The organism is Streptomyces sp. NPDC002619 (genome assembly GCF_042889305.1).
Lineage (GTDB): Bacteria > Actinomycetota > Actinomycetes > Streptomycetales > Streptomycetaceae > Streptomyces.
This window is the reverse complement of the sequence record NZ_JBIAQV010000024.1, coordinates 24,289-45,296: the sequence shown is the minus strand read 5'-3', so window position 1 is coordinate 45,296 and position 21,008 is coordinate 24,289. Positions and strand designations below refer to the sequence as shown.

Genomic DNA, 21,008 nt, shown 5'->3' with positions numbered 1-21,008 from the left:
GTCTCCGCCCCGGCTGGCCGCGCCCGGCGGCGCGCTGCGTGCATGCTGGCGAGAAGGAAAACCCGCTGTGGCTGGGGCGGTCGGCTCCACGACTTTAGCCAGCCACTTTGGCGCGAGCCTCGAAGATCATGGCCCCAACGTCGTGCTTTACCGGGCAGGTCCACAGACTGCCCGACGCGCCGGAAGCTTACGGGGCCATGATCACTCGCGCCAAAGCAGCTCCCGGCCAAAGTCGTTCCGCCGACCGCGTGCGTTTCGCGGAGTCGTGCGTGGCCAACTGCATCTATTCGTACGCTAGTCACATGAGCGCAGAAGAGTGGATCATCGTCACTAGCTTCGCGAGTGGGGACACTGCGTACTGGGGTTACAGGCGAGACGGCTCCAGCGGTCTGGTCCCGTATCGCACGAGTTCAGCGAGGTACGAGTCCGAGTACGCAGCCCGATACTCAGCAGATGGGCTGAAGCAAGCTGGCTGGATCAACGACTACGAAGTTGAGCAACTGCCACCAAAGCCCCGACTCAAGACCTCGTGATCCCGCTACGCCGCAGCGGCGCGCGCCGTCCGGAACCGCCCCGGGCGAGAGCCGACGCTCCTGACCCACCAACTACTAAAGATCGCTAGCATCTTCGCTGACGGAACTCAGAGGGCATGGTTGCCCGCGGGTGGGGCGAAGCGGAGACGAGGCGGTGCTGTGATCGACTGGCAGAACGACCCGGAGTTCCCTGACTGGCGAGACACGAGCATTGGGGCGAGGGTGCGTGTCTCAGCCTGGCTCGTGTCAATGGTCGGCGAGGGCAACGAGTTCACGAAGCAGAGGCTCAGAGAGGCCATTCCTGGCGTCGAGCAGGTAGACCGGCGTATGCGCGACCTGCGCCCCGCCGGATGGGTGATCAAAACTTACCGCGACAAGCAGGTCGCCGGGGCGGAGATACTTCACCTGGAGAAAGTTGGGCTTCCTGTCTGGCAGAAGCAGTACAGGACCGCTGGACTCCGTGCGATCAGCACGAAGGTACGTCGAGAGGTCTTCGAGCGAGATAAGCACCGTTGCGTACGATGCGGCATCACGGCCGGAGAAATCTACCTTGAGCCCCCCCACGAAGAAGCCCGCCTTACCACGGGCCACGTGAATCCCCACAAGCTAGGTTCTGCGGCCACGGCCAAGGATCTTGTCACCGAATGTGCAAGGTGCAACGAAACGGTTCGGCACCTCACGGGAGTCCAGGTCGACGCGGAGCGCGTTTGGGACCAGATCGTAGAGCTCCCCAAGCGCGACAAGACCCGGCTGCTACATTGGATGACGGCTGACGCTCGCGATTTTGACAAGGCCGAGCAGGTCTGGGCCATCTTCCGGCAGCTCCCAGGCGCCAGTCGCGAAGAATTGCACGAGCGCTTGAAAGAGGCACTTGAGAGCTGACATTGCGCTCCACATGCCGGATAACCTCGACACCACAGGTTCTCAGATAGCGGGCGAGATTGGAACCGGTCACGGGTTGATCGGTGGAAGCGGGACATCAGCGACCTGCCGCTCGATCTGGCCTCCAGCGGCAGGATTTCACCTATCGGCGTAACAGTCAGCTGATCCGGGATCGCATCTCAGCAAAGCGTGCGTGCCGCTCGTGGCCTTCCTGCCCTATAAATCCCTTGAAGCCTACGAGCCGGTACGCGCGGCCACCAAGCTGGTCATCCTCGTCGATTACGAAGTCTCTTGCGAGCATGGCCATCCGGCGCTCGAAGGTGGGGGAATCAATCTTCTCTCCTGCCAGCTTGACGAGCTCTTTCTCCGTGAGTGGAGCTGGCGCGTTCTTCAAGGCCAGGTAGAGCCGGTCATGCATGACCTCGTTCTCTACCTCGGACAGGTCCTTTGGCTGGCTCTTATGGTTCAACGCGTTGGCGATCGACGTACCAACCGCCCTAGCCACTGGTGGGGGAAAGGCGTTGCCGATCTGCCTATACTTCGCCGTCTTACGGCCCGTGAATTCCCAGGCGTACTCTGGCTCAATTCCCCAGCCCTGAATGCGCGCAACCATTTCCGTCGTGAGCTTGGGCAGAAAATCGATAGGGCGCGACTTGTTCGGCGGGGCATCGGCAACACCCATCGCGTCTACGCCGAGGGTACGCCAAGCAGCCTTAGCGCGAGTCGGACCAAGATCTGCTCCGCCGTGTTTCTTCGAGCCGCCCACGATAGTGGGCGCAATTCCCTTCGCCTTGTCTCTCCATTTCTCAGCACCAGGCCAGCCATCCGCTTTCATCAGATCAAATAGAGCTGTTCCGACTGTGCCTTTATAGGCCGTTTCTTCAGGCCAATCGAACCAGGGAGCATCTTCGTTGCGCAGCGCGACTAGGACGAAACGGGGACGTAGTTGCGGTACCCCGTAGTCACTAGCCTGTAGAAGCTTCCAGTCGGACCAGTACCCGAGTTCCTTCAGGCGGTCCTTTACGTGCTGGCGGTACGCGGAGAAGCGCGGCATTGAAAGCCCTCGAACGTTCTCCAAGAGAACAGCCCTCGGCTGCATCCTTCCGGCAAGTTCGACGGCCCACGCGAATAGGTCCCGCTCGTCGGTGGCACCGAGCTGCTTACCAGCGATGGAGAACGGGGGGCAGGGAACTCCGCCAGCGAGCAGGTCGATGTCGGGAAACTCCTTAGGGTTCCAGATCCCCTCGTCAGCCACGTCGCCGTGCCGCACGTCCCAGTGCGGGCGGTTCTTCTTGAGAGTGTTCACCGCGTTCTCATCGAGCTCGACGGCGAGTGCATGGTCGAAGCCTGCCAGCTCCAGGCCGAGCGACTGGCCCCCAGCGCCCGCGCAGATTTCCACGGCCGTCAGATCAGCCACGCTCGTACCTCCAGGTCGATTGCACAGGTCTACCATCCTGACGCATCAAACACCGAGGGTCTGACAGTGTTGGCTACGGTGTAACCGATGGCCCTCAACAGTGACCCCGCAGCGTCGACGCCGCCGACTCCCGGCCGCTCGCGCAACATGGCCGCGATCAAGCGGCGGGACACCAAGCCCGAGCGAACCATCCGCTCCCTGCTTCACGCCGCAGGGAAGCGATACCGCGTTGATGTCCGCTTGCAGCTGGAAGGTACGCGGCCGCGGCCAGACATCGTCTTCACGCGCGCCCGAGTGGCAGTCTTTGTGGATGGGTGTTTCTGGCACTGCTGCCCCGAGCACGGTCGGCAGCCTGGCGTTAACGGGGGCTACTGGGGGCCAAAGCTAGAGCGCAACGTTGCCCGGGACAGGGTCGCCGACGAGGCCCTGGCTGCCGCAGGGTGGACCGTTGTCCGCGTGTGGGAGCACGAGGCTCCAAAGGAGGCCGTAGAGCGCATCATCACAGCTGTCGACGCCGCTGCCCCGGCTAATCGAGGCGCCCGAACTGGATGAGGTCCTGTTCCGCGTCCTCTGCCCTGCGCAGCACGATCCTGCCATCGCCATTGCTGTAGGCCAGCACGGAGCTCCCAGGCGATAGCCCCGCCTCGGCGAGCACCCCAAGGGGGAGTACGACCGAGCCGTCTTCTGCGATGGTCAGCTGGATGGGTTCCCTGAGCACGGAACAGAGCCTCCTATGCCGCGGTCGCCGTCGCAAGCAACAGGTGACGTTACAGGTCAGGCCACTCGGCCAAGCATGTTCGATTTCCCACGGCCGAACAAAGCCGGTCCCGGTCCCTGGTCTCAGTTCTGGTCTCATTCGCAGGCGTACCTTCCCGTCCGGATGAGTACCGGCGCCGGTCAGGCTTCAATGCGACGAGCCCACGTAGATGCAGGTGAACGGGTCCGTACGGCCCTCCAAGGGACGCGAGCACACTTGGAAAGCGTGTTGGGGGCAACCCCTCACGAGTTCGAATCTCGTATCCTCCGCCAGTGCCTCACCGGGCACGTTGTCGAAGGGCCCCACCGTGAATGGTGGGGCCCTTCGACGTTTTCCGTCACAGCGTTTCCTTTTCGGTGTTCCGTCCCCCGTCAGGTGCCCGGGCGAGGCGCGCGCAGGTGTCGGCGCTGCGCCAGTTCCTCCTCGTCCACCAGGGTGAGCATCGGCCGGCCCGGGGCACACATCATCGTGAGCAGGAAGCGGCTCCAGGTGTCCGAGCGGTTGTTTCCGTCCTGGTAGTGGATGACGTCGCCGCCCGGCTCCCAGAAGGTCTCGCCGGCCTTGATCACCCGCTCCGGCTCGCCCTCCACCTCGAAGAGCATCTCCCCCTCCAGCATGTAGCCGAAGGCGGGTCCCGAGTGGCGGTGCGGTGGGGTGCCGGGGTCGCCGGGAGGGAACTGGACGAGGGCCGTCACGGCTTCCGCGCCCTCCGGAACGAACGGCGGTTTCGCCGACTGGAGAAGGGTGAGCGCCGTCTTCCATGCCTCCGAGCGGGGTCGGCTCTCCGTGCCGGTGCCGGCTGCCGTCGGCTCATCGTTCGACATGGTGGCCTCCAGTGACGGGATCAGTGGTGGCTCGGTGGTTCAGGAGAGCCAGTCGGCGTAATGGGTGGGGGCTGTGCGGACCTCGCCCTTGGCGATCAGGGCATCGCCGGGGACCGCTGCGAACATGCCCGCGGTGTCGTCGGTGACGACCGTGCGGCCGTCGGGATGGGCTTCCAGGGTGATCCGGCCGAGGTCGTCGAGGGAGAAGACGTCGGGTCCCGCGACGTTCACCGTGCCGTTCACCGGAGTGCCTGCGGCGACTTCGGCCACGGCGTCCGCGACGTCCCGCGCCGCGATCGGCTGGATCGGGGTGCTGGGCAGGCGGACGGTGTCGCCCTCGGTGGTCCAGGACAGAACCGCGTTCATGAACTCCATGAACTGCGTCACCCGGACGATCGAGTACGGGATCGGCCCGGCCTTGAGGAGGTCCTCCTGGAGGGTCTTGGCCCGGTAGTAGTCGAGGCCGGGCACCTGGTCCGCGCCGACGATCGAGAGGACGACAGCGTGCCCGACCCCGGCCTTCTGGGCGGCGGTCAGCAGGTTGTCCATCGAGGTCTGGAAGAACGCCGGGGAGGCGTCGTCGAAGGTCGGGGAGTTCGTCAGATTGACGAGGACGTCGGCTCCGGCCAGGGCCTCCTCCACGCCCTTGCCCGTGATCACGTCGACACCCGTGGACATGGAGTGCGGTACGGCCTCGTGTCCGGCCGCGTTCAGCTTCTTCACGACCTGCGACCCGATCAGGCCCGTACCGCCCATGACTGCGAACTTCATCATCGCTCCCCTTGCCTCGCTCGCCGATAGGTCAGGCCTCCAGACTGCGACGGTAGGGTGCGCGGCGCACTCGGGCCCGGTGACCGATCCGAGCCCGAGCCCTAGGCAGGTTCCGCGTCGCCCATCGGGCGCAGTCCGTCGAGCGCGGCCCGCAGGATCGGCTCGACGTGGTCGGCGTCGCCGTGAATCGTGGCGATGGCGATGACCATGTCGCCGATCTGCTCGAGGGTGAGGTCGTCACGGATCTCGTGCGCCTCCTGCGCCGCGACGAGGAGCGGTCGGCCGGTGGCCAGCACCCGGTGGCGGTTCTCGCTGAAGACGGGGTTGTCGCTGCCGGACTGCGCGAGCAGCTCGGTGGCGATCTCGTGCTTGCTGTTGAAGTAGGCGAAGAAGCGGTGCAGCCAGGCGATGAACACCGCGCCCTGCGTCTCGCCGCCGACGGTCTTCGCCGCCTCGCACAGGGCGTCGACCTCGTCGGTGTAGAGGGCCTCCAGGAGTTCTCGGCGGCCGGGGAAGTTGCGGTAGAGCGTCGCCATGCCGACGCCGGCGCGCCGTGAGATCTCGGCCATCGACACCTGGGCCCCGGGCTCGGCGAACGCGGCGCGGGCGGCCGCGAGGATCTTGTCGCGGTTGCGTTCGGCGTCGGCACGTCTCGACGGCGAGGGCAGCTGGTCCGAGGCCATGACTTCCTAAGTGGATAGGTTATCCGGTACGTTGAAACGGACAGGTTATCCGTTTCCATTCGGGGCCTGATTCTACCCATCTGCAGCTTCTGTTCACCTGCCGCTTCCACACACCCGCCGCGACCGATTCGCGGTGACTTGAGGAGCCATCATGGAGTACCGCCCTCTCGGACGCACCGGCGTCTCCGTCAGCCAGTTGTGCCTCGGCGCGATGATGTTCGGCGCCTTCGGCAACACCGATCACGACGACTCGATCAAGATCGTCCACCGCGCGCTCGACGCCGGGATCAACTTCGTCGACACCGCCGACTTCTACTCCGCCGGGGAGTCGGAACAGATCGTGGGAGAGGCGCTCGCCGGCGGACGGCGCGACAACGTCGTACTCGCCACGAAGGGCAGCCTGCCGTTCGGCGACGACCCCAACCAGCGTGGCACGTCCCGGCGTTGGATCACGCAGGCGGTCGAGGGCTCGCTGCGCCGGCTGGGGACCGACTGGATCGACCTCTACCAGGTCCACCGCCTCGACGCGGCCGTCGACATCGACGAGACCCTGGGCGTCCTGTCCGATCTGGTCCACGCCGGGAAGATCCGGATGTTCGGCGCGTCGACAGTCGCCGCCTCCGAGATCGTCGAGGCGCAGTGGACCGCCGAGCGCCGAGGCCGCGAACGCTTCCGCACCGAGCAGCCCCCGTACTCCCTCCTGACCCGTGCGATCGAGTACGACGTGCTGCCGACCTGCCGGCGGTACGGGATGGGCGTGCTGACCTACAGTCCGCTGGCCGGCGGCTGGCTGACCGGCCGCTACCGCAAGGACAGGGACATCACCGGACCGGGTTCGGAGGTCCGCCGGAGCCGTTTCGCCGCCGCCTACGACACGACGTCCCCCGCGAACGCGGCCAAGCTCGACGCCGCAGACGCCCTCGGGGCGCTCGCCGACGAGGCCGGGCTCACGCTCATCCAGATGGCGCTCGCGTTCGTCACCCGCCACCCGGCGGTCACCTCCGCGATCGTCGGCCCGCGAACCATGGAGCACCTCGAGTCCTACCTGGCGGCCGACGGCATCGAGCTGTCGAGCGACGTGCTCGACCGCATCGACGAGATCGTGCCGCCCGGACACACCATCAACATCGCCGACAACAACTGGAACACGAGTACGTCGGCGCTGGACGCCGCCTCCCGTCGGCGCTGACCTCAGTCACGTCAGCCCGATCTCCCGCCGGTTGTCCTGACGGAGGTCGGGACCGCCGACACGGAGGTCGGGCGTGCCGACGGCTCGCGGGGCGGGGGCGTCGAACGACCAGGTGTGCGGGTGTTGTCCGTTCGTGGGTTCTCCGTACGGGAGTTGTCCGTCGGAGTCGGTGCGGACGGGGCCGGGGACGGTGGGTGGGTGGGGGTGGAAGTGGGAGGCGGGCTCGTCGTGGGCGCCGACGGTGGGGCCAGCGGGACGGTGGGGCGTGTGAGGGCCGGTGAGGTCGCCAGGTGGAGGGGAAGAGCGATGACCAGGGCCGTTGCGCAGGTTGCCGCCGCTCCCGCCGCCGCACGCAGCAGGCGGCGGCGTTTCGCCGTGCGGCGGATCGTGTCGTAGCTGCCGGGGGGCGGAGCCAGGAACTCGGCTGTGGGCGGGCCGAGGAGCACCGTGAGGGGGTCGTCGGCCGCGAACTCCGGTTCGTCGTCAAAGCGTGTGGTCAAGGCTTCTCCTCAGGTGGACGCGGAGCAGTTCGCGGGCCGCGTGCAGGTCGGCCTTGACGGTTCCTTCCTTGCGTCCGGTCAGCACGGACACCTCCCGGATCGGCATGTCGGCGTAGTAATGGAGAAGGATCGGGATGCGGAGCCGGTCCGGCAGTGACTGGACCAGGAGTCGTACCGAGGGATCCGTCTGTTCCGGGTGCGGGCGCACCACGGCCTCCGTCGTGGCGCGGCGTACGGCCCTGCGTTCGCGCTCCAGCTTGCGCCAGTGGTCGCGGACCAGGTTGGCCGCCGTGACGAAGAGGAAACCGCGCGGCTCGTCCACGGACGTCCACCGGGCCCACAGCCTCGTGAACGCCTCCGAGGCGATCTCGTGCGCCGTCTCGTCGTCGTCGACGAGACGGCGGCACCAGCCGGCGAGGCGCGGGTAGAGGGCGGCGAACAGTTCGGACGCCGCACTCTCGCGGGACCTTTTCACCGCTCTCCATGGTCGAGGGGCGTGAGGACATCACTGTCGCTCAGTACGGCGAACACGATCACGTTGTCCAGGTAACCGTCGCCGGTACGCGGTCCGCCGCACGTGACGAGGCGCAGCTCCGGACGGTCCACGTCCCCGTACACGTCGTCCGCCGGGAAGTCGGCCTTGGCCACCGTCCGTACGGCGGTGACTGTGAACACCGGCGTCGTGCCGTTCTCCAGGCGCGCCTCGATCCGGTCGCCCCGGCGCAGCGCCGCGAGGTGGCGGAAGACGCCGTCCCCGTAGGCGCCGACCGTGACATGGCCGAGGACGACCGACGGGCCGGTCTGACCCGGGGTCGGCGAGTACCGGTACCAGCCCGCGCGGTCGTGGGCCGTGACGGGCGGCACCTGCACCGCGCCGTCGGCCGCCAGCCCGAGCCGTAGCAGCGGGGTGTCGACCCCGATGGCCGGGATCCGCAGGCCGACGGGGACCGAACGTCCCACAGGATGCGGCGACTTGACGGACGGACTCCCTGAAGGGCCGCCGTCCGCGGGTGCCCCGGCCGTGGGCCCTCGGTCGGCGTGGGCCCCGCAGCCCGTGAGCAGCGCGGCCAGTGCGCCGGCCGTGAACGCCCGCCTGGAGAGCGGCTGGGTCATGCTCCGGTCGCCCGCCGGCGACGTACGACGAGGACGGTCCCGCCGGCCACGGCCAGCAGCGCGGCGGCTCCCCCGCCGAAGAGTCCGCCCGTGGAGCCGGAGTCCGAGGACACCGCCACGACTCCGGTGTCGGGGGCGCCGCTCGGCACGACGGAGACCTGGCCGCGGCCCGGGGCGCGGGTGGGGGCGGCGCTGGGCGCGCGGGTCGGCTCGGCGGTGGTGGGAACGGGGCTCGGGGTGTCGCTCGCCCGGGTCGGGGCGGCGGTGGGGGCCGGGGTCGACCCGTCGGCGAACGCGGGCACGGTGGCCGCCAGGACGGCGGTGCACGCGAGTGCCGCGGCGCTGAGGACAGTTCGGCGCATGGAATCGCTCTCTTTCGTCGGCCCGCCCGATGCGTGGGGGAGGGCTGGGTTGCGGATCGTGCGGATCGAGCGGAGAGACGAGGCGGCGGTGGGGCGGGTTGCAAAGAGACGGCAAAGCCGGTCATCGTCGCTGCTGCGGTCTCCACCGTCTCCGCCGCTAGAATTGAAGGCACTTGAAGAGTTCTTCAATTCACTAGTTGTCGCCCTGCGGCGGCGCGGGGAGTGGACGGGGAGGCGATCCGGATGCAGGTGCCGCTGTACGAGGCGAAGGCGGAGTTCTTCCGGATGCTGGGGCATCCGGTGCGCATCCGGGTGCTGGAGCTGTTGCAGGCAGGGCCGATGCCGGTGCGCGAGCTCCTTGCGGCGATCGAGGTCGAGCCGTCGAGCCTCTCGCAGCAGCTGGCCGTGCTGCGCCGCTCGGGCATCGTGACCGCGACCCGCACCGGAGCGACGGTGGTGTACGAGCTGGCCGGCGGTGACGTCGCCGAACTCCTTGCCGCCGCACGCCGGATCCTGGCCGTCCTGCTGTCCGGCCGTCAGGACCTGCTGGACGAGCTGCGCGAGGCGGGGACCGCGGGATGAGTGGTGGGCTCGGGGGCTTCCGGCTGCCGTGGCGGAAGGGGAAGCCGGCCGCGGCGGTCGAGCACGTCCTGCCGCCCGTGCGCCGGCACGTCGCCTCGGTGGAGGTGGGCCCGGAGGCCGTACGGCGGGCCAGGGAGGCGGTGGCACAGGCCCTGCCCCCGGCGGGTGTCCCGCTGGACTCGGCCTTCGCGGACGCGGTGTTGCTGGTGGTCAGCGAGCTGGTCACCAACGCGCTGCGGCACGCGCCCCGTTCACCCGTGATCGACGTCGGGGTGACCGCGGCGGCCGGGCAGCTGGTCGTCGGTGTCGCGGACGCGGAGCCCCGGCTGCCGGACCTCAGCGCGGCGGGCATGGGGGCGGGGCTGCGGATGGTGGCCGAGCTGGCCGTTGAGTACGGCGGTGACGTCAGCGCCGAGCCCGGCGTCGACCACGACGGCAAGGTCGTCCTCGTACGGTTCGCCGTGCCGTCGTCGCGTCGCCGATGAGGGGGGCGCGGCACAAAGGGCCGATCGGCCCCGGAACGGGTCGCGGCGGCCTGTCTCGCAGCCGTCGCACGGTTGCGACACGGTCGTACAGGAGCGGCCGCCACTACGACGGCGGTTTCCGCTCTCCCTGCGCGGCCTGGAGGTCGGCCAGCAGCTCGGTCTGTCCGGCCAGCACGCCGGAGAGGATCGTGCGCGCCACCCGCAGCAGCTCGGCGACGTGCGGGCTGGTCAGCGAGTAGTAGACGTTCGAGCCCTCCTTGCGGGTCCTGACGAGGTTGGCCCGGCGCAGCACGGCCAGCTGCTGGGAGAGGTGGGCGGGCTCGATGCCGACCTCGGGCAGCATCTCGGCGACCGCGTGCTCGCGCTCGCTCAGCAGCTCCAGGGCGCGTATGCGAGCGGGGTGACCGAGGGTTTTGAAGAACTCGGCCTTCATCTGGTACAGCGGAGTACTCACCGTGCCGTCCCCTCCCCGGCACAACAGCACGGTCCCGCCGACCGGACCTCGGCGCATCGCATCCACCCACTCGTCAGGAACATGCGACCCATCCTCGCGTGCGGGAACGACGCAGCCGAACCCGCACTCGAGGAACGGGGCCGCCCCTGCACAGCACTGACGACCTCGGGAATTGCTGACATTGGCAACTCACTGTCGCCGTCCTGGAGGACGTTGCCGACGGAGTCCTTGACGACTCTCCCCCAGCCCTTCGGCCGGGGGACCCCCATCTCGCTTCGCTCGCGGGGCTAGCGTGCGATCTTCACCCGCTTCGGCACGGTCACCTGGTCCACCTCCGACACCCGGACCGTCACCTTCATCGTCCAGGTGCCGGGGATCGGCAGGTCGAGGGAGTCCGTGCCCCAATAGCCGCCCTTGTCGCGCACCTTGGCGTCGATCGGGCCGATCTTCCGGGCGGGGAGGGTGAAGGAGACGCGGAGTTCGGGGACGGCGGCGAGACCTCCGTCGGGACCGAAGACGACGGCCTCCACGGAGTTCCGGCCCACCCGGCCGGGGTCCAGCGTGACCTGCACCTTGCCGCCCGCGGCGCCGACGGCGAAGGGGACCGTCGTGACGGACGCGGCCGGGATCCCGGTGGTCGTGCCCGCGGCGGACGCCTCGGCAGCGGCCCGGCCCGGCAGGGTGCCGGTCAGCAGGGTCGTGATCACCAATACGGTTACGCCGACCGCGACTTCGGCGAGCACGGAGCGACGCAGGGCGCGGCGGTACGGCGCTGGGGGCTCGGGAAGCGGCTCGGGCACCGGCGGCGGCCCACCGACCGGCTCCGGTACCCGCACCCGCACGGCGTTCTTCGCCTCCGCCAGCCGCGCCGTCCACCGCCGGGACTGGCCCGCGGCCCCCAACAGCACAGCCACCGCGGCCAGTTTGACGAGGAGGATCCGGCCGTACGACGTGTCGGTGAGCGCGTTCCAGGAGCCGAGGCCGCGCCAGGACTGGTAGACGCCGGTGACGACCAGGACGGTCACGGAGGCGAAGGCGAGGCGGGAGAAGCGGGTGACCACGGACACGGGAAGCACGTCCGACGACCGGTACAACGTGCTGAGCAGCGCCGTCAGACCGCCAAGCCACACCGCCATCGCCAGCAGGTGCAGCACGGTAGAGGCCATCGCCACCGGCACCTGGAGGCCGGCGGAGGCGTGTTCGGCGGCGGCCCAGGTGAGGGCAAGGGCGACGGCGGTCGCGGCGCCCGTGGCGAGCGCCGGGCGGGACCGGCGTCGCAGCCACGGCAGCAGCGCGCCCGCCACGAGCAGCAGGGCAAGGCGCGTCAGCAGCGCCAGTCCCGGGCGGCCGGTGGCCGTGCGGGCGAGGGCGGCGGGGTCGAGGACCGACGCCGGTCCCGTGCCCGCCTCGTACGGGGCGCGCAGCAGCAGGAGGACCACGGTCGAGCCGAGCAGCGCCCACCAGCCCGCCAGCAGCGGGGTGCGCAGCGGCTTGGGGTCCGGTGGGCGGCAGAGGGCCAGGAAGGCGGCCGCGCCGATGAGCAGGGCGACGGCGAGGTAGGCGACGTAGCGCGCGATGTCGTACAGGCTGCCGGTGACGGCGTTCTCGACCGGGCCGGAGCTCACGTTCACCGTGGTCGGGGAGGGTTTCCCGACGGAGAAGGTGAAGGCACCGGAGACCGGGTGGCTGTCCGCCGAGACGACCCGCCAGGCCACGGTGAAGGTGCCGGTGCGCAACTTGCCCGGCAGGCTGACCCGGGCGCTGTCGGAGCGGCCGGGGGCGTGTTCCGGTTCGCCGGTGCTGATCCGGTGGTTGTCGGGGTCGTACACGCGGAAGGAGTCGTCGAGCAGGCCGACGGACTCGGTGAAGGTGAGGGTGAGGTGGGCGGGGGCCGACTCGAGGACGGCTCCGTCGGCGGGGTCGGTGGCGCGGAGGGCGGCGTGCGCGGAGGCGGGGGCGGCCGAGCCGATCAGGAGCAGGGCCAGTACGGCGCCGAGCAGCACGAGCCCGCGCAGTCGCCGGGGTCCGCCGTACGCGTTGTGCTCTTCGCCCACGTCACCGCTCCGTCTCCGTGCTCGCGCCGCCCGCCCCCGATACGTACGGACGGATGCGCCGCCGTGCTCATCTCGCAGGCGAGCTCGGGAAGGCCGCCTCCCGGGTGAGGAAGGCCAGTTGGGCACGCTTTTCGGGCAAGTAGACGTCGGGCAGGTCCACTTCGGGGAGAACGACTACCGGTCCCGGTACGAAGCCCTGCTTGAGGAAGCGGGCGACGGCCTTGTCGTTGCGCACGTCGGGTCGACGACGACCCGGCGGCGGTCCAGGCCGAGCAGGACGTACGACGCGCAGGCCGACAGCAGCGCCGTGGACCAGCCGGACAGCGCGCCGTCCGGTCCCGCAGGCGAGGAGCCGGTCGCGCAGGCGCGCCGCACCCCCACCTCGCTGCTGGACACGCTCGGTTCGACCCCGGCGACCATCTGGTTCGAGGTCACCCTGTCCGGCCTCCCCTGCCACGCGGACCCGACCCGGCACGAGATACGCGAGGTACCGCGCCGCGACGCGGGCGCCCACCTGGTCGAACGCGTCCGCGCGGAACTCCCCGAACTCCTGGCGTCCACCCCGCACCCGTACGTCTGGATCGCCTGCGACACGACCACGACCCGGGCCCTCGCGTCGTACGTCCGCAAGGAACTCGCCGTACCGAAGCAGCGGGTGCACGCACTCGGGTACTGGCGCGCGACCTGATCCCGCGCGCGGGATCATCGACCCATGGACGTGACTGTGCACCTGGCCCAGGATCCCGACGCCGACGCTCTGCTCGGGCGCAGCGCGCTCGCCGCGCTCACCGGGATGCTGCTGGACCAGCAGGTTCCGATGGAGTGGGCGTTCAAGGGACCGGCGACCATTGCCGAGCGGCTCGGCGCGGACGATCTGGACGCGCACGAGATCGCCGTACACGACCCGGAGGCCTTCGCCGCGCTGCTCTCGGAGAAGCCGGCCGTACACCGCTATCCGGGCTCGATGGCGAAGCGCATTCAGCAGTTGTGCCAGTACGTCGCCGAGCACTACGACGGGAACGCCGAGGCCATCTGGCAGGACGTCGACAGCGGGGCTGAGCTGCTGAAGCGCCTTGAGGCCCTGCCCGGCTTCGGCAAGCAGAAGGCGCAGATCTTCCTGGCCCTGCTCGGCAAACAGCTCGGCGTACGGCCCAAGGGCTGGCGGGAGGCGGCGGGCGTGTACGGCGAGACGAAGTCCTTCCGGTCCGTCGCCGACATCACCGGCCCCGAGTCACTGGCCAAGGTGCGCGCACACAAACAAGAGATGAAGGCGGCCGCGAAGGCGGCGAAGAAGGCCTAGTCATCCGGCTGGCCCGCGTCAACTGGCGGGTGGCGGCCCGCTGGTCAAAACATGGGGCATGACCGAGCCACCCAACAGCGGGTCCCCCGAGGGGCGCGAGTTCGACGACCGTAAGGTCCATGCCACGCGGGAGGCGCCCGGACACCATGAGCCCGAGCCGCCGTTCGAAGGCCCCCTGCACGCGCTGTCCCGCGCGGCCTGGCAGGTCGTGCTGCTCACCGGCATCGCGTCCCTGATCCTGGGCGTCCTCGTCCTGGTCTGGCCGGGCGCGTCCCTGCTCGCCGCCGGCGTACTCTTCGGCGTCTATCTGCTGGTCAGCGGCGTCTTCCAGCTGGTCTCCGCCTTCGGCACGCACAAGGCGACCTCACTGCGTGTGCTGGCCTTCATCAGCGGCGCGCTGTCGATCGTGCTGGGCCTGTTCTGCTTCCGCGGGCCCATGCAGTCGATCCTGCTGCTCGCCCTGTGGATCGGCATCGGCTGGCTGATCCGCGGGATCACGCAGACCCTGGCCGCCCTCTCCGACAGCTCCATGCCCGCGCGCGGCTGGCAGATCTTCCTCGGGATCGTCACCTTCGTCGCCGGCATCGTGCTGATCGACTCGCCCTTCGAGTCGGTCGCCGTACTCACCCTGGTGGCCGGCATCTGGCTGATCGCGGTCGGCATCGCCGAGATCATCACCGCGTTCCGCATCAGCGGCCGCACCAAGCAGGTGCCGCGCGAGGTGTGAGCGCCGTCCGTAGCCCGTGCGAGCGGTTCTCCGGACCGCCGCGATGAATGCACAGCACTCGCCGGGGAGACGACCTTCCATGAGCACCGCACCGAGCCTCCCGCGCGGCCGCGCCTGGCTGCGGGCGCTCGTGCTGCTGCTCGCCCTGCTGGTGCCGGGCACCCACACCGAGGTGCACGCGGTGCATGTGGTGGCGGGTGACGTCGCCGAGTACGGCGTCCTCGACACGGTCCTGCGGCCACCGTCCCGCGCCGATCACGAGCGACTCGTACCCGCGCGTCCCGCGCCCGCCCCGGCGCCCGCCGCTCCCGAGGGTCACCCGCTCCCCGCGCCGCCGAAGCCGCCGTACGCACTGCACACCCTGCGATCCGTGGTCCTGCGCTGCTGACAGACCTCGCACGAGGTCCGTCAGTCCGACGCAAGGAGCACAGAAGTCATGCCTTCAGACCCATACGCCGTCCTGCGCGCCCTGCTGCGCGCGGAGGCCCTGCGCAGCACGCCGAAGTCGCAGGTGAACAAGCCGAAGCCGCAGCAGCAAACCGTGCGGCGCGAACGCGGTTGATACGTGAGCCGGGCGCTCGGCGCGCCCGGCTCACCGCAAGCAGCGGAACGTGCTCACCGCCGCCTGCTCGACGTGCCGAAGAGCGAGCGGGTGATCTCGCGGCCGAGCTGCGTGCCCACCGACCGGGCGAGGGACTTGAACATCCCGCTGCCGACGACCTGTTCGACGAGCGACGGCTCCTCCTTGCCCGCCTTGGAGGTCTCGCGCTTCGCCTGGGCCTTCATCTCGTCGGGCCCCTTGGCCCCGTGCTCGGCGGCGGCCGTCAGCTTCTCGTACGCCGACTCACGGTCCACAGCCTGTGCATAACGGCCGAAGAGGGGGGACGCCTGCACCGCCGCTTCCAGCGCGGCACCGTCGACCGGACCCATCAGGGACTCCGGCGCGCGCAGCCGCGTCGCGGCGACCGGCGTCGGAGCGCCCTTCTCGCTCAGTACGGTCACCACGGCCTCGCCGGTGCCGAGGCCGGTGAGCAGTTCCTCCAGGTCGTACCCGGAGTTCGGGAAGGTCTTCACCGTGGCCTTCAGGGCCTTCTGGTCGTCGGGCGTGAAGGCGCGCAGGGCGTGCTGGACGCGGTTGCCGAGCTGCGCGAGGACGTCGGACGGCACGTCCTTCGGGGTCTGCGTCACGAAGAAGACACCGACGCCCTTGGAGCGGATGAGCCGTACGGTCTGCGTGATCGAGTCGAGGAACGCCTTGGACGCGTCGTTGAACAGCAGATGCGCCTCGTCGAAGAAGAAGACCAGCTTCGGCTTGTCGGCGTCACCGACCTCGGGCAGGTCGTGGAAGAGGTCGGCGAGCAGCCACATCAGGAACGTCGAGAAGAGCTGCGGCTTGTCCTGGACGGCGGGCAGTTCGAGGACGGAGACGATGCCCCGCCCGTCCGCCATACGCAGGAATTCGCTCGTGTCGAACTCCGGCTCCCCGAAGAACGGCGCCATGCCCTGTGCCTCGAACGCGGTCAGGGAACGCAGGATCACCCCGGCCGTGGCGGTCGACAGGCCGCCGATGTTCTTCAGCTCGGCCTTGCCCTCGTCCGACGTCAGGAAGGCGACGACGGCCCTGAGGTCCTTGAGGTCGATCAGCTCCAGGCCCTTGGTGTCGGCGTAGTGGAAGATCAGGCCGAGGGACTGCTCCTGGGTCTGGTTGAGCTGGAGCACCTTGGACAGCAGCACCGGGCCGAAGCTGGTGACGGTGGCCCGGACCGGGATGCCGTGCCCCATGCCGCCGAGCGCGTAGAACTCGGCGGGGAAGCCGGTCGGCGACCACTGCTGGTGCACCTCGGCCGCCCGGCCCCGCACCTTGTCGTTCGGGTCGCCGGGCGCCGAGACCCCGGACAGGTCGCCCTTGATGTCCGCCATGAAGACGGGCACGCCCTGCGCCGAGAGTTGCTCGGCGATGAGTTGGAGCGTCTTGGTCTTGCCGGTGCCGGTGGCACCCGCGACCAGGCCGTGCCGGTTGAGCACGGACAGCGGGATGCGGATCAGTGCGTCGGGGTGGCACTGCCCGTCCCACATCAGGGCGCCCAGATCGAGGGCCGGGCCGGTGAAGGCGTAGCCGGCGGCGATCTCCAGGGCGCCCGCGGGGAGAGCGGGAGCGCTTCCAGGCGCCTCGGGAGCGGCGGCCGGAGGCACGGTCTCGCTGTCACTCATCTCGGACCCCTGTTCGCACTTCGACCTGTTTTTTTCCTGTTTGTCACGCTCTTTCCAGCGTCGCACTCGGCCGCCACGGCTGCGCCCGGAACGTGTTGACCGGTAGGCTTTCCGTGTGATCTTCAAGCGCATCGGAAACGGCCGACCGTACCCCGACCACGGCCGGGAAAGCACCCGGCAGTGGGCGGACGTCGCGCCGCGCCCGGTCCGCCTCGATCAGCTCGTGACGACCAAGGGGCAGCTCGACCTGGAGACCCTCCTCGCCGAGGACTCGACCTTCTACGGCGACCTCTTCGCGCACGTCGTGAAGTGGCAGGGCGACCTGTATCTCGAGGACGGCCTTCACCGCGCCGTCCGCGCCGCGCTCCAGCAGCGCCAGGTGCTCCACGCGCGCGTGCTCGAGCTGGACTGACGTTCCCTGCGGACACGCTCCGGTAAAGGCTTGACCCTTTCGGGTTCTCCTGGGCGCTGTCGAATGATCATCTAGTAGGCACGGCCGCCCCGGCGCACTACGCTGCGCCCATGAGCATGCTGACTCCCCCGGGCATGGGCGGCAAGTACCGGATCACGGGGGACAAATACCCGCGAATGCGACCTCCCCGGCGACGCGGACGGCTCGCGTTCGGGCTGCTGGCCTCTGTCGCCGCGCTGGGCCTGATCGGCTGGGGGACCCTGCAGCTCATCGACGTCTTCACCGGCGGCAAGAAGGCGACGGCCGGCACCAAGGCGTGCCCGGCCAAGGCGAGCGCCTCCGCCCGCCCGGCCGTGGCGCTCCCCGCCCCCGCGAAGATCACGGTGAACGTCTACAACGCCACGCCCCGCACCGGGCTCGCCAAGAACACGGCGGACGAGCTGAAGAAGCGCGGCTTCAAGATCGGCGACGTCGGCAACGCGCCGGCGGAGTTCGACAAGAAGATCAAGGGCACCGGCATGCTGCTCGGCCCCACCACGTCCCTCAACACCTCGCTGCCGGTCCTCGCCACGCAGCTGGCCACGGCCGAGCGCCGCACGGACGCCGGCCGCAAGGGCCCCGCCCTCGACCTCATCCTGGGCAACGCGTTCAAGTCCCTGGAGACGAAGCCGGACGCGGACAGAGCCCTGACCAGGCTGACGGCGCCTGAGCCGACGGGCGCCCTGAAGAAGGGGTGCTGAGGTCCGCACGGCCACGGCGCGGGCACGCCCCACTGCCGCGCGGACCGGGCGGTGTTACTCCGCCGCCCCGTACAGCCGGTCGCCCGCGTCGCCGAGGCCCGGGACGATGTAGCCGTGCTCGTTGAGGTGGTCGTCGACCGCGGCCGTGACCACCGTGACCGGGGTGCCCGCCAGTTCGCGTTCCATCAGCTCGACGCCCTCGGGAGCGGCCAGCAGGACCACCGCGGTCACGTCGTCCGCGCCGCGCTTGATCAGCTCCTGGATCGCCGCGACGAGCGTGCCGCCGGTGGCGAGCATCGGGTCCAGGACGTACACCTGGCGGCCCGAGAGGTCCTCCGGCATGCGCGTGGCGTACGTGGACGCCTGCAGCGTCTCCTCGTTGCGGATCATGCCGAGGAAGCCCACCTCGGCGGTCGGCAGCAGCCGGACCATGCCGTCCAGCATGCCGAGTCCGGCGCGCAGGATCGGCACGACCAGCGGGCGCGGGTAGGACAGCTTGACGCCGGTGGTGCTCTCGACCGGCGTCGTGATGTCGACCTGTTCGGTCCGCACGTCGCGGGTGGCCTCGTAGGCCAGCAGGGTGACCAGTTCGTCGGCGAGCCGGCGGAAGGTCGCGGAGTCGGTGCGCCGGTCGCGCAGGGTGGTGAGCTTGTGGGCGACCAGGGGGTGGTCGACGACGTGGAGACGCATGTCCATAACAGTAGCTGCGCTTCCCCGCACCTCGCGCTGGCATCAAACCGCCTGTCCGGGGGAAAGTGGGAGGCACGGACTGGGAGGGTGAGCCGATGCCTGAGCTGCCTGCCCGCGATCCCGACGGCGCGAACGGGGCCGCCGGGCGCGGATCCCCGGAGTCGGACGCCGATCGCCGGCGCCGCCGGGCCCGGTTCCTGCGCGAACTCGCCGAGGCGCGCGAGCTGCGCGACCGCGTCCAGCCACGCCGCACGAAGGCGGCCCGGCTGCGGCACGCGCTGCGCATGCGCACGTTCCGCTGGTAGGGAAGATCCCCGACCCTCGGGACGTTCACGGTGAGGCCATGCGTGGGCGTCGCGGAAAGCCGCGTACGATCCGCTGGTGGCGGCAACAAGTGCGCTGGTGATTTCGGCACGGACGCGTGGATACGTCTTTGCATACGTGCGATCAAAACTGCCGGACACAGGGAGCCGAAGACGTCCCCTGGAGGCCTTGTTTCTGCCACGATTCCGAGTGGGTGGGCTCGGAGCAAAGCTCTCCCCGCCCAGAACCTCCGCCGGGGGGACCCCCAACCGGCACGCCTATGACCAGTGGGAGAGTCACGGTGTACTTCGCCGCACTGCTCGCGCGCACCGAAGACGGGTGGGAAGCGAGCGACACAGAGCTCGACGATGTGGAGACCCTGTCGGATCTGGCTGACCTGGCCCGGGAAGCCACTCCCGACGAGGACACGGTGCTCGTCCTGATCGAGCAGGAGGACGCCTGGTTCGGCGTCGTCCGCATCGATGGTGAGGACGACCCCCGCATCTACGTCTCGGACGCCGCCGCCGCCGCCCGCAGCGCGTACGGCGAGCTGCTGCTCACGGACGAACTGCTCGGCCGCGAGCCCGGCTCGGACGGCGCCGACCTGGACGCCCTCGACCTCGACGGCACCGAGGACGGTGAGTCCGACTCCGACGACGATGACGAGGACGGCCCCGCCGCCGACGCCGACGCGGTCTCGCACGGCCCGGTGGGCGACAGCGAGATCCTCGACGACCTCGGCGTGAGCGAGAAGGAGCTGCGCGCCCTGGACGCGGAGGACGCGCTGGGCTCGATCGCCGAGGCCCTGGGCGCCTCGGAGGTCCTGGAGACCGTCCGCTGACCGCATCGCAGACGGCCGGCACCCCCGACCCGGTACGCGACCGCTGGCGGCCCGCCATGCGGCTCGCCCTGGACGAGGCCGAGCGGGCCGTCCCGGGCGGGGACGTCCCCGTCGGCGCCGTCGTGCTGTCCCCGGACGGTACGACGGTCCTCGCCCGCGGACACAACGAGCGCGAGGCCACCGGCGACCCCACGGCGCACGCCGAGGTGCTCGCGCTGCGGCGGGCCGCTGCCGTGCTGGGCGAGTGGCGGCTGGCCGGCTGCACGCTGGTCGTCACGCTGGAGCCCTGCACGATGTGCGCGGGCGCGCTCGTGCAGTCCCGGGTGGACCGTGTGGTCTACGGCGCCCGCGACGAGAAGGCGGGCGCGGCCGGCTCCCTGTGGGACCTCGTACGGGACCGGCGGCTCAACCACCGGCCCGAGGTCGTCGAGGGCGTCCTGGCCGAGGACAGCGCCCGGCTGCTCACCGATTTCTTCCGGGCCCGGTGACACCGGGCCACCGCCAGCTGAGCGGGGAAACGGATTTCGGAGCACGGCTCCCTGTGCTGTAAGGTCTCCCTCGGTAGCGTGTCCGAGCGGCCGAAGGAGCTCGCCTCGAAAGCGAGTGTGGCGCAAGTCACCGAGGGTTCAAATCCCTCCGCTACCGCTTCTGAAGGGCCCCGTCGTCAGGCGGGGCCCTTCGTGCGTCCCAGGGCGCGTTCCGGGGACTTCCCTGGGTAGAGAGCAACGGGGACGGACCCACAAGTACGCGCCGCACCCCCGGGGGAAGGTAAGCGTCACGCACCCCGCAGTGGGATCCGTCCCCGACCCCTCGGAGCCCTGCTGGTCCGCCGGGGTCGCTTTCCATCCTGCGGCTCCGGACCGCCGCGCCGGGAGCGGCAAAAGACCTCGGCCAGCGGGCCGTTGGTCCCTAAAGAAGGTGTGAGGGCTAAACTCGCGGCCGGCAACAGGGGTCCCGAGGGGCACAGCAGTCACAGGGGAGGCCGCGGTGGCGGTGAATGCCAAGAAGATCGCCGTGTACGTGCTCGTGGTCTTCGCGCTGTACGTGATCATCACAGACCCGGCCAAGGCTGCGGACTACGTCCAGATAGGCTTCGAGGGCATATCGGACGCCGCGAAGGCCATCGGCGACTTCATGACCTGGGTCGTCAATGGAGCGCACAACTGAGGGAAGAGGCC

Annotated in this window: 29 protein-coding genes and 1 tRNA gene; 17 read left to right on the top strand and 13 right to left on the bottom strand. The window is 69.6% G+C overall.

The window, feature by feature from the left end:
• Positions 1–692: 692 nt before the first annotated feature.
• Positions 693–1,415, top strand: a complete 723-nt coding sequence (locus ACFYXB_RS29950; RefSeq protein WP_389587605.1) for an HNH endonuclease — start codon at positions 693–695, stop codon at positions 1,413–1,415.
• Positions 1,416–1,572: 157 nt separating this feature from the next.
• Here ACFYXB_RS29950 and ACFYXB_RS29945 read toward each other — a convergent pair whose 3' ends face one another.
• Entirely contained in the window at positions 1,573–2,832 is a 1,260-nt protein-coding gene (locus ACFYXB_RS29945) for a DNA cytosine methyltransferase (RefSeq protein ID WP_389587603.1), read from the bottom strand.
• An 87-nt stretch (positions 2,833–2,919) separates the two neighbouring features.
• Here ACFYXB_RS29945 and ACFYXB_RS29940 point away from each other — a divergent pair, with 87 nt between their 5' ends.
• Positions 2,920–3,384, top strand: a complete 465-nt coding sequence (locus ACFYXB_RS29940; RefSeq protein WP_389587601.1) for a very short patch repair endonuclease — start codon at positions 2,920–2,922, stop codon at positions 3,382–3,384.
• Here the strand turns inward: ACFYXB_RS29940 and ACFYXB_RS29935 are convergent.
• The 4 genes from ACFYXB_RS29935 to ACFYXB_RS29920 form a co-directional block, all read right to left on the bottom strand.
• Entirely contained in the window at positions 3,359–3,550 is a 192-nt protein-coding gene (locus tag ACFYXB_RS29935) for an AbrB/MazE/SpoVT family DNA-binding domain-containing protein (RefSeq protein WP_389587599.1), read from the bottom strand. The two genes, ACFYXB_RS29940 and ACFYXB_RS29935, sit on opposite strands and share 26 nt — an antisense overlap.
• 410 nt (positions 3,551–3,960) lie before the next feature.
• Positions 3,961–4,413: a cupin domain-containing protein gene (locus tag ACFYXB_RS29930; protein ID WP_389587597.1), complete on the bottom strand. Its 453-nt coding sequence runs from the start codon at positions 4,411–4,413 to the stop codon at positions 3,961–3,963.
• A gap of 39 nt (positions 4,414–4,452) precedes the next feature.
• Positions 4,453–5,184, bottom strand: a complete 732-nt coding sequence (locus ACFYXB_RS29925; RefSeq protein ID WP_351353802.1) for an NAD(P)H-binding protein — start codon at positions 5,182–5,184, stop codon at positions 4,453–4,455.
• Positions 5,185–5,285: 101 nt separating this feature from the next.
• Positions 5,286–5,867 carry a TetR/AcrR family transcriptional regulator gene (locus ACFYXB_RS29920; RefSeq protein WP_389587595.1) on the bottom strand — a complete coding sequence of 194 codons (582 nt, stop codon included), beginning with the start codon at positions 5,865–5,867 and terminating at the stop codon, positions 5,286–5,288.
• A 151-nt stretch (positions 5,868–6,018) separates the two neighbouring features.
• Here ACFYXB_RS29920 and ACFYXB_RS29915 point away from each other — a divergent pair, with 151 nt between their 5' ends.
• A complete protein-coding gene (locus ACFYXB_RS29915) occupies positions 6,019–7,056 on the top strand; it encodes an aldo/keto reductase (protein WP_388508857.1) in 1,038 nt (345 codons plus the stop codon).
• Positions 7,057–7,067: 11 nt separating this feature from the next.
• On the opposite strand, the gene ACFYXB_RS29910 is transcribed toward ACFYXB_RS29915, so the two are convergent.
• From ACFYXB_RS29910 to ACFYXB_RS29895, 4 genes are read right to left on the bottom strand one after another with little or no spacing between them, the layout of a single operon-like run.
• Entirely contained in the window at positions 7,068–7,556 is a 489-nt protein-coding gene (locus tag ACFYXB_RS29910) for a hypothetical protein (RefSeq protein ID WP_389587593.1), read from the bottom strand.
• On the bottom strand, positions 7,540–8,031 hold the full coding sequence (locus ACFYXB_RS29905; protein ID WP_389587591.1) for an RNA polymerase sigma factor: 492 nt from the start codon (positions 8,029–8,031) through the stop codon (positions 7,540–7,542). Before ACFYXB_RS29905 ends, ACFYXB_RS29910 begins: the two co-directional genes overlap by 17 nt.
• Positions 8,028–8,669: a class F sortase gene (locus ACFYXB_RS29900; RefSeq protein WP_389587589.1), complete on the bottom strand. Its 642-nt coding sequence runs from the start codon at positions 8,667–8,669 to the stop codon at positions 8,028–8,030. The genes ACFYXB_RS29905 and ACFYXB_RS29900 overlap by 4 nt, the downstream gene beginning before the upstream one ends.
• Positions 8,666–9,031: a sortase-dependent protein gene (locus tag ACFYXB_RS29895; protein ID WP_389587587.1), complete on the bottom strand. Its 366-nt coding sequence runs from the start codon at positions 9,029–9,031 to the stop codon at positions 8,666–8,668. Before ACFYXB_RS29895 ends, ACFYXB_RS29900 begins: the two co-directional genes overlap by 4 nt.
• Before the next feature lie 243 nt (positions 9,032–9,274).
• Between ACFYXB_RS29895 and ACFYXB_RS29890 the strand changes: the two genes are divergently transcribed.
• Positions 9,275–9,613: an ArsR/SmtB family transcription factor gene (locus ACFYXB_RS29890; RefSeq protein WP_389587586.1), complete on the top strand. Its 339-nt coding sequence runs from the start codon at positions 9,275–9,277 to the stop codon at positions 9,611–9,613.
• Positions 9,610–10,098 carry an ATP-binding protein gene (locus ACFYXB_RS29885; protein WP_389587584.1) on the top strand — a complete coding sequence of 163 codons (489 nt, stop codon included), beginning with the start codon at positions 9,610–9,612 and terminating at the stop codon, positions 10,096–10,098. Before ACFYXB_RS29890 ends, ACFYXB_RS29885 begins: the two co-directional genes overlap by 4 nt.
• Before the next feature lie 103 nt (positions 10,099–10,201).
• On the opposite strand, the gene ACFYXB_RS29880 is transcribed toward ACFYXB_RS29885, so the two are convergent.
• Both ACFYXB_RS29880 and ACFYXB_RS29875 read right to left on the bottom strand, forming a co-directional pair.
• Positions 10,202–10,552 (bottom strand): ArsR/SmtB family transcription factor, encoded by a 351-nt coding sequence (locus ACFYXB_RS29880; protein WP_389587582.1) that lies wholly within the window; start codon positions 10,550–10,552, stop codon positions 10,202–10,204.
• A 287-nt stretch (positions 10,553–10,839) separates the two neighbouring features.
• Complete coding sequence (locus ACFYXB_RS29875) at positions 10,840–12,555, bottom strand: copper resistance CopC/CopD family protein (protein WP_389587700.1); 1,716 nt, start codon at positions 12,553–12,555, stop codon at positions 10,840–10,842.
• Positions 12,556–12,724: 169 nt separating this feature from the next.
• Between ACFYXB_RS29875 and ACFYXB_RS29870 the strand changes: the two genes are divergently transcribed.
• From ACFYXB_RS29870 to ACFYXB_RS29850, 5 genes are all read left to right on the top strand, one after another.
• Positions 12,725–13,294, top strand: a complete 570-nt coding sequence (locus ACFYXB_RS29870) for an SIP domain-containing protein (RefSeq protein WP_389587580.1) — start codon at positions 12,725–12,727, stop codon at positions 13,292–13,294.
• A 24-nt stretch (positions 13,295–13,318) separates the two neighbouring features.
• Entirely contained in the window at positions 13,319–13,906 is a 588-nt protein-coding gene (locus ACFYXB_RS29865) for an HhH-GPD-type base excision DNA repair protein (RefSeq protein WP_389587578.1), read from the top strand.
• Positions 13,907–13,964: 58 nt separating this feature from the next.
• Positions 13,965–14,633: an HdeD family acid-resistance protein gene (locus tag ACFYXB_RS29860; protein ID WP_389587576.1), complete on the top strand. Its 669-nt coding sequence runs from the start codon at positions 13,965–13,967 to the stop codon at positions 14,631–14,633.
• A 79-nt stretch (positions 14,634–14,712) separates the two neighbouring features.
• Positions 14,713–15,021: a hypothetical protein gene (locus ACFYXB_RS29855; protein ID WP_389587574.1), complete on the top strand. Its 309-nt coding sequence runs from the start codon at positions 14,713–14,715 to the stop codon at positions 15,019–15,021.
• Between the two features lie 48 nt (positions 15,022–15,069).
• Positions 15,070–15,195 (top strand): hypothetical protein, encoded by a 126-nt coding sequence (locus ACFYXB_RS29850; RefSeq protein WP_351357038.1) that lies wholly within the window; start codon positions 15,070–15,072, stop codon positions 15,193–15,195.
• Between the two features lie 53 nt (positions 15,196–15,248).
• On the opposite strand, the gene ACFYXB_RS29845 is transcribed toward ACFYXB_RS29850, so the two are convergent.
• Positions 15,249–16,844: a helicase HerA-like domain-containing protein gene (locus tag ACFYXB_RS29845; protein WP_389587571.1), complete on the bottom strand. Its 1,596-nt coding sequence runs from the start codon at positions 16,842–16,844 to the stop codon at positions 15,249–15,251.
• A gap of 115 nt (positions 16,845–16,959) precedes the next feature.
• On the opposite strand from ACFYXB_RS29845, the gene ACFYXB_RS29840 reads away from it, so the two are divergent.
• Complete coding sequence (locus ACFYXB_RS29840; RefSeq protein ID WP_003999914.1) at positions 16,960–17,256, top strand: type II toxin-antitoxin system VapB family antitoxin; 297 nt, start codon at positions 16,960–16,962, stop codon at positions 17,254–17,256.
• Between the two features lie 110 nt (positions 17,257–17,366).
• The gene (locus ACFYXB_RS29835) at positions 17,367–17,996 is read left to right on the top strand and encodes a LytR C-terminal domain-containing protein (protein ID WP_389587569.1); all 630 of its coding nucleotides are present in this window, start codon (positions 17,367–17,369) and stop codon (positions 17,994–17,996) included.
• Positions 17,997–18,050: 54 nt separating this feature from the next.
• On the opposite strand, the gene upp is transcribed toward ACFYXB_RS29835, so the two are convergent.
• Positions 18,051–18,686 carry a uracil phosphoribosyltransferase gene (gene upp / locus ACFYXB_RS29830; RefSeq protein ID WP_351357030.1) on the bottom strand — a complete coding sequence of 212 codons (636 nt, stop codon included), beginning with the start codon at positions 18,684–18,686 and terminating at the stop codon, positions 18,051–18,053.
• Between the two features lie 95 nt (positions 18,687–18,781).
• On the opposite strand from upp, the gene ACFYXB_RS29825 reads away from it, so the two are divergent.
• The 5 genes from ACFYXB_RS29825 (at position 18,782) to ACFYXB_RS29805 (ending at position 20,997) form a co-directional block, all read left to right on the top strand.
• Positions 18,782–18,991, top strand: coding sequence for a hypothetical protein (locus tag ACFYXB_RS29825; protein ID WP_389587567.1), 210 nt, complete (start codon positions 18,782–18,784; stop codon positions 18,989–18,991).
• A 299-nt stretch (positions 18,992–19,290) separates the two neighbouring features.
• A complete protein-coding gene (locus ACFYXB_RS29820) occupies positions 19,291–19,830 on the top strand; it encodes a hypothetical protein (RefSeq protein ID WP_351357059.1) in 540 nt (179 codons plus the stop codon).
• A 56-nt stretch (positions 19,831–19,886) separates the two neighbouring features.
• Positions 19,887–20,318 (top strand): tRNA adenosine(34) deaminase TadA, encoded by a 432-nt coding sequence (tadA, locus tag ACFYXB_RS29815; protein ID WP_351357024.1) that lies wholly within the window; start codon positions 19,887–19,889, stop codon positions 20,316–20,318.
• Between the two features lie 72 nt (positions 20,319–20,390).
• Positions 20,391–20,475 (top strand) — tRNA-Ser (locus tag ACFYXB_RS29810).
• 342 nt (positions 20,476–20,817) lie between these two features.
• Complete coding sequence (locus tag ACFYXB_RS29805) at positions 20,818–20,997, top strand: hypothetical protein (protein ID WP_351357003.1); 180 nt, start codon at positions 20,818–20,820, stop codon at positions 20,995–20,997.
• The last annotated feature ends 11 nt before the right edge of the window (positions 20,998–21,008 follow it).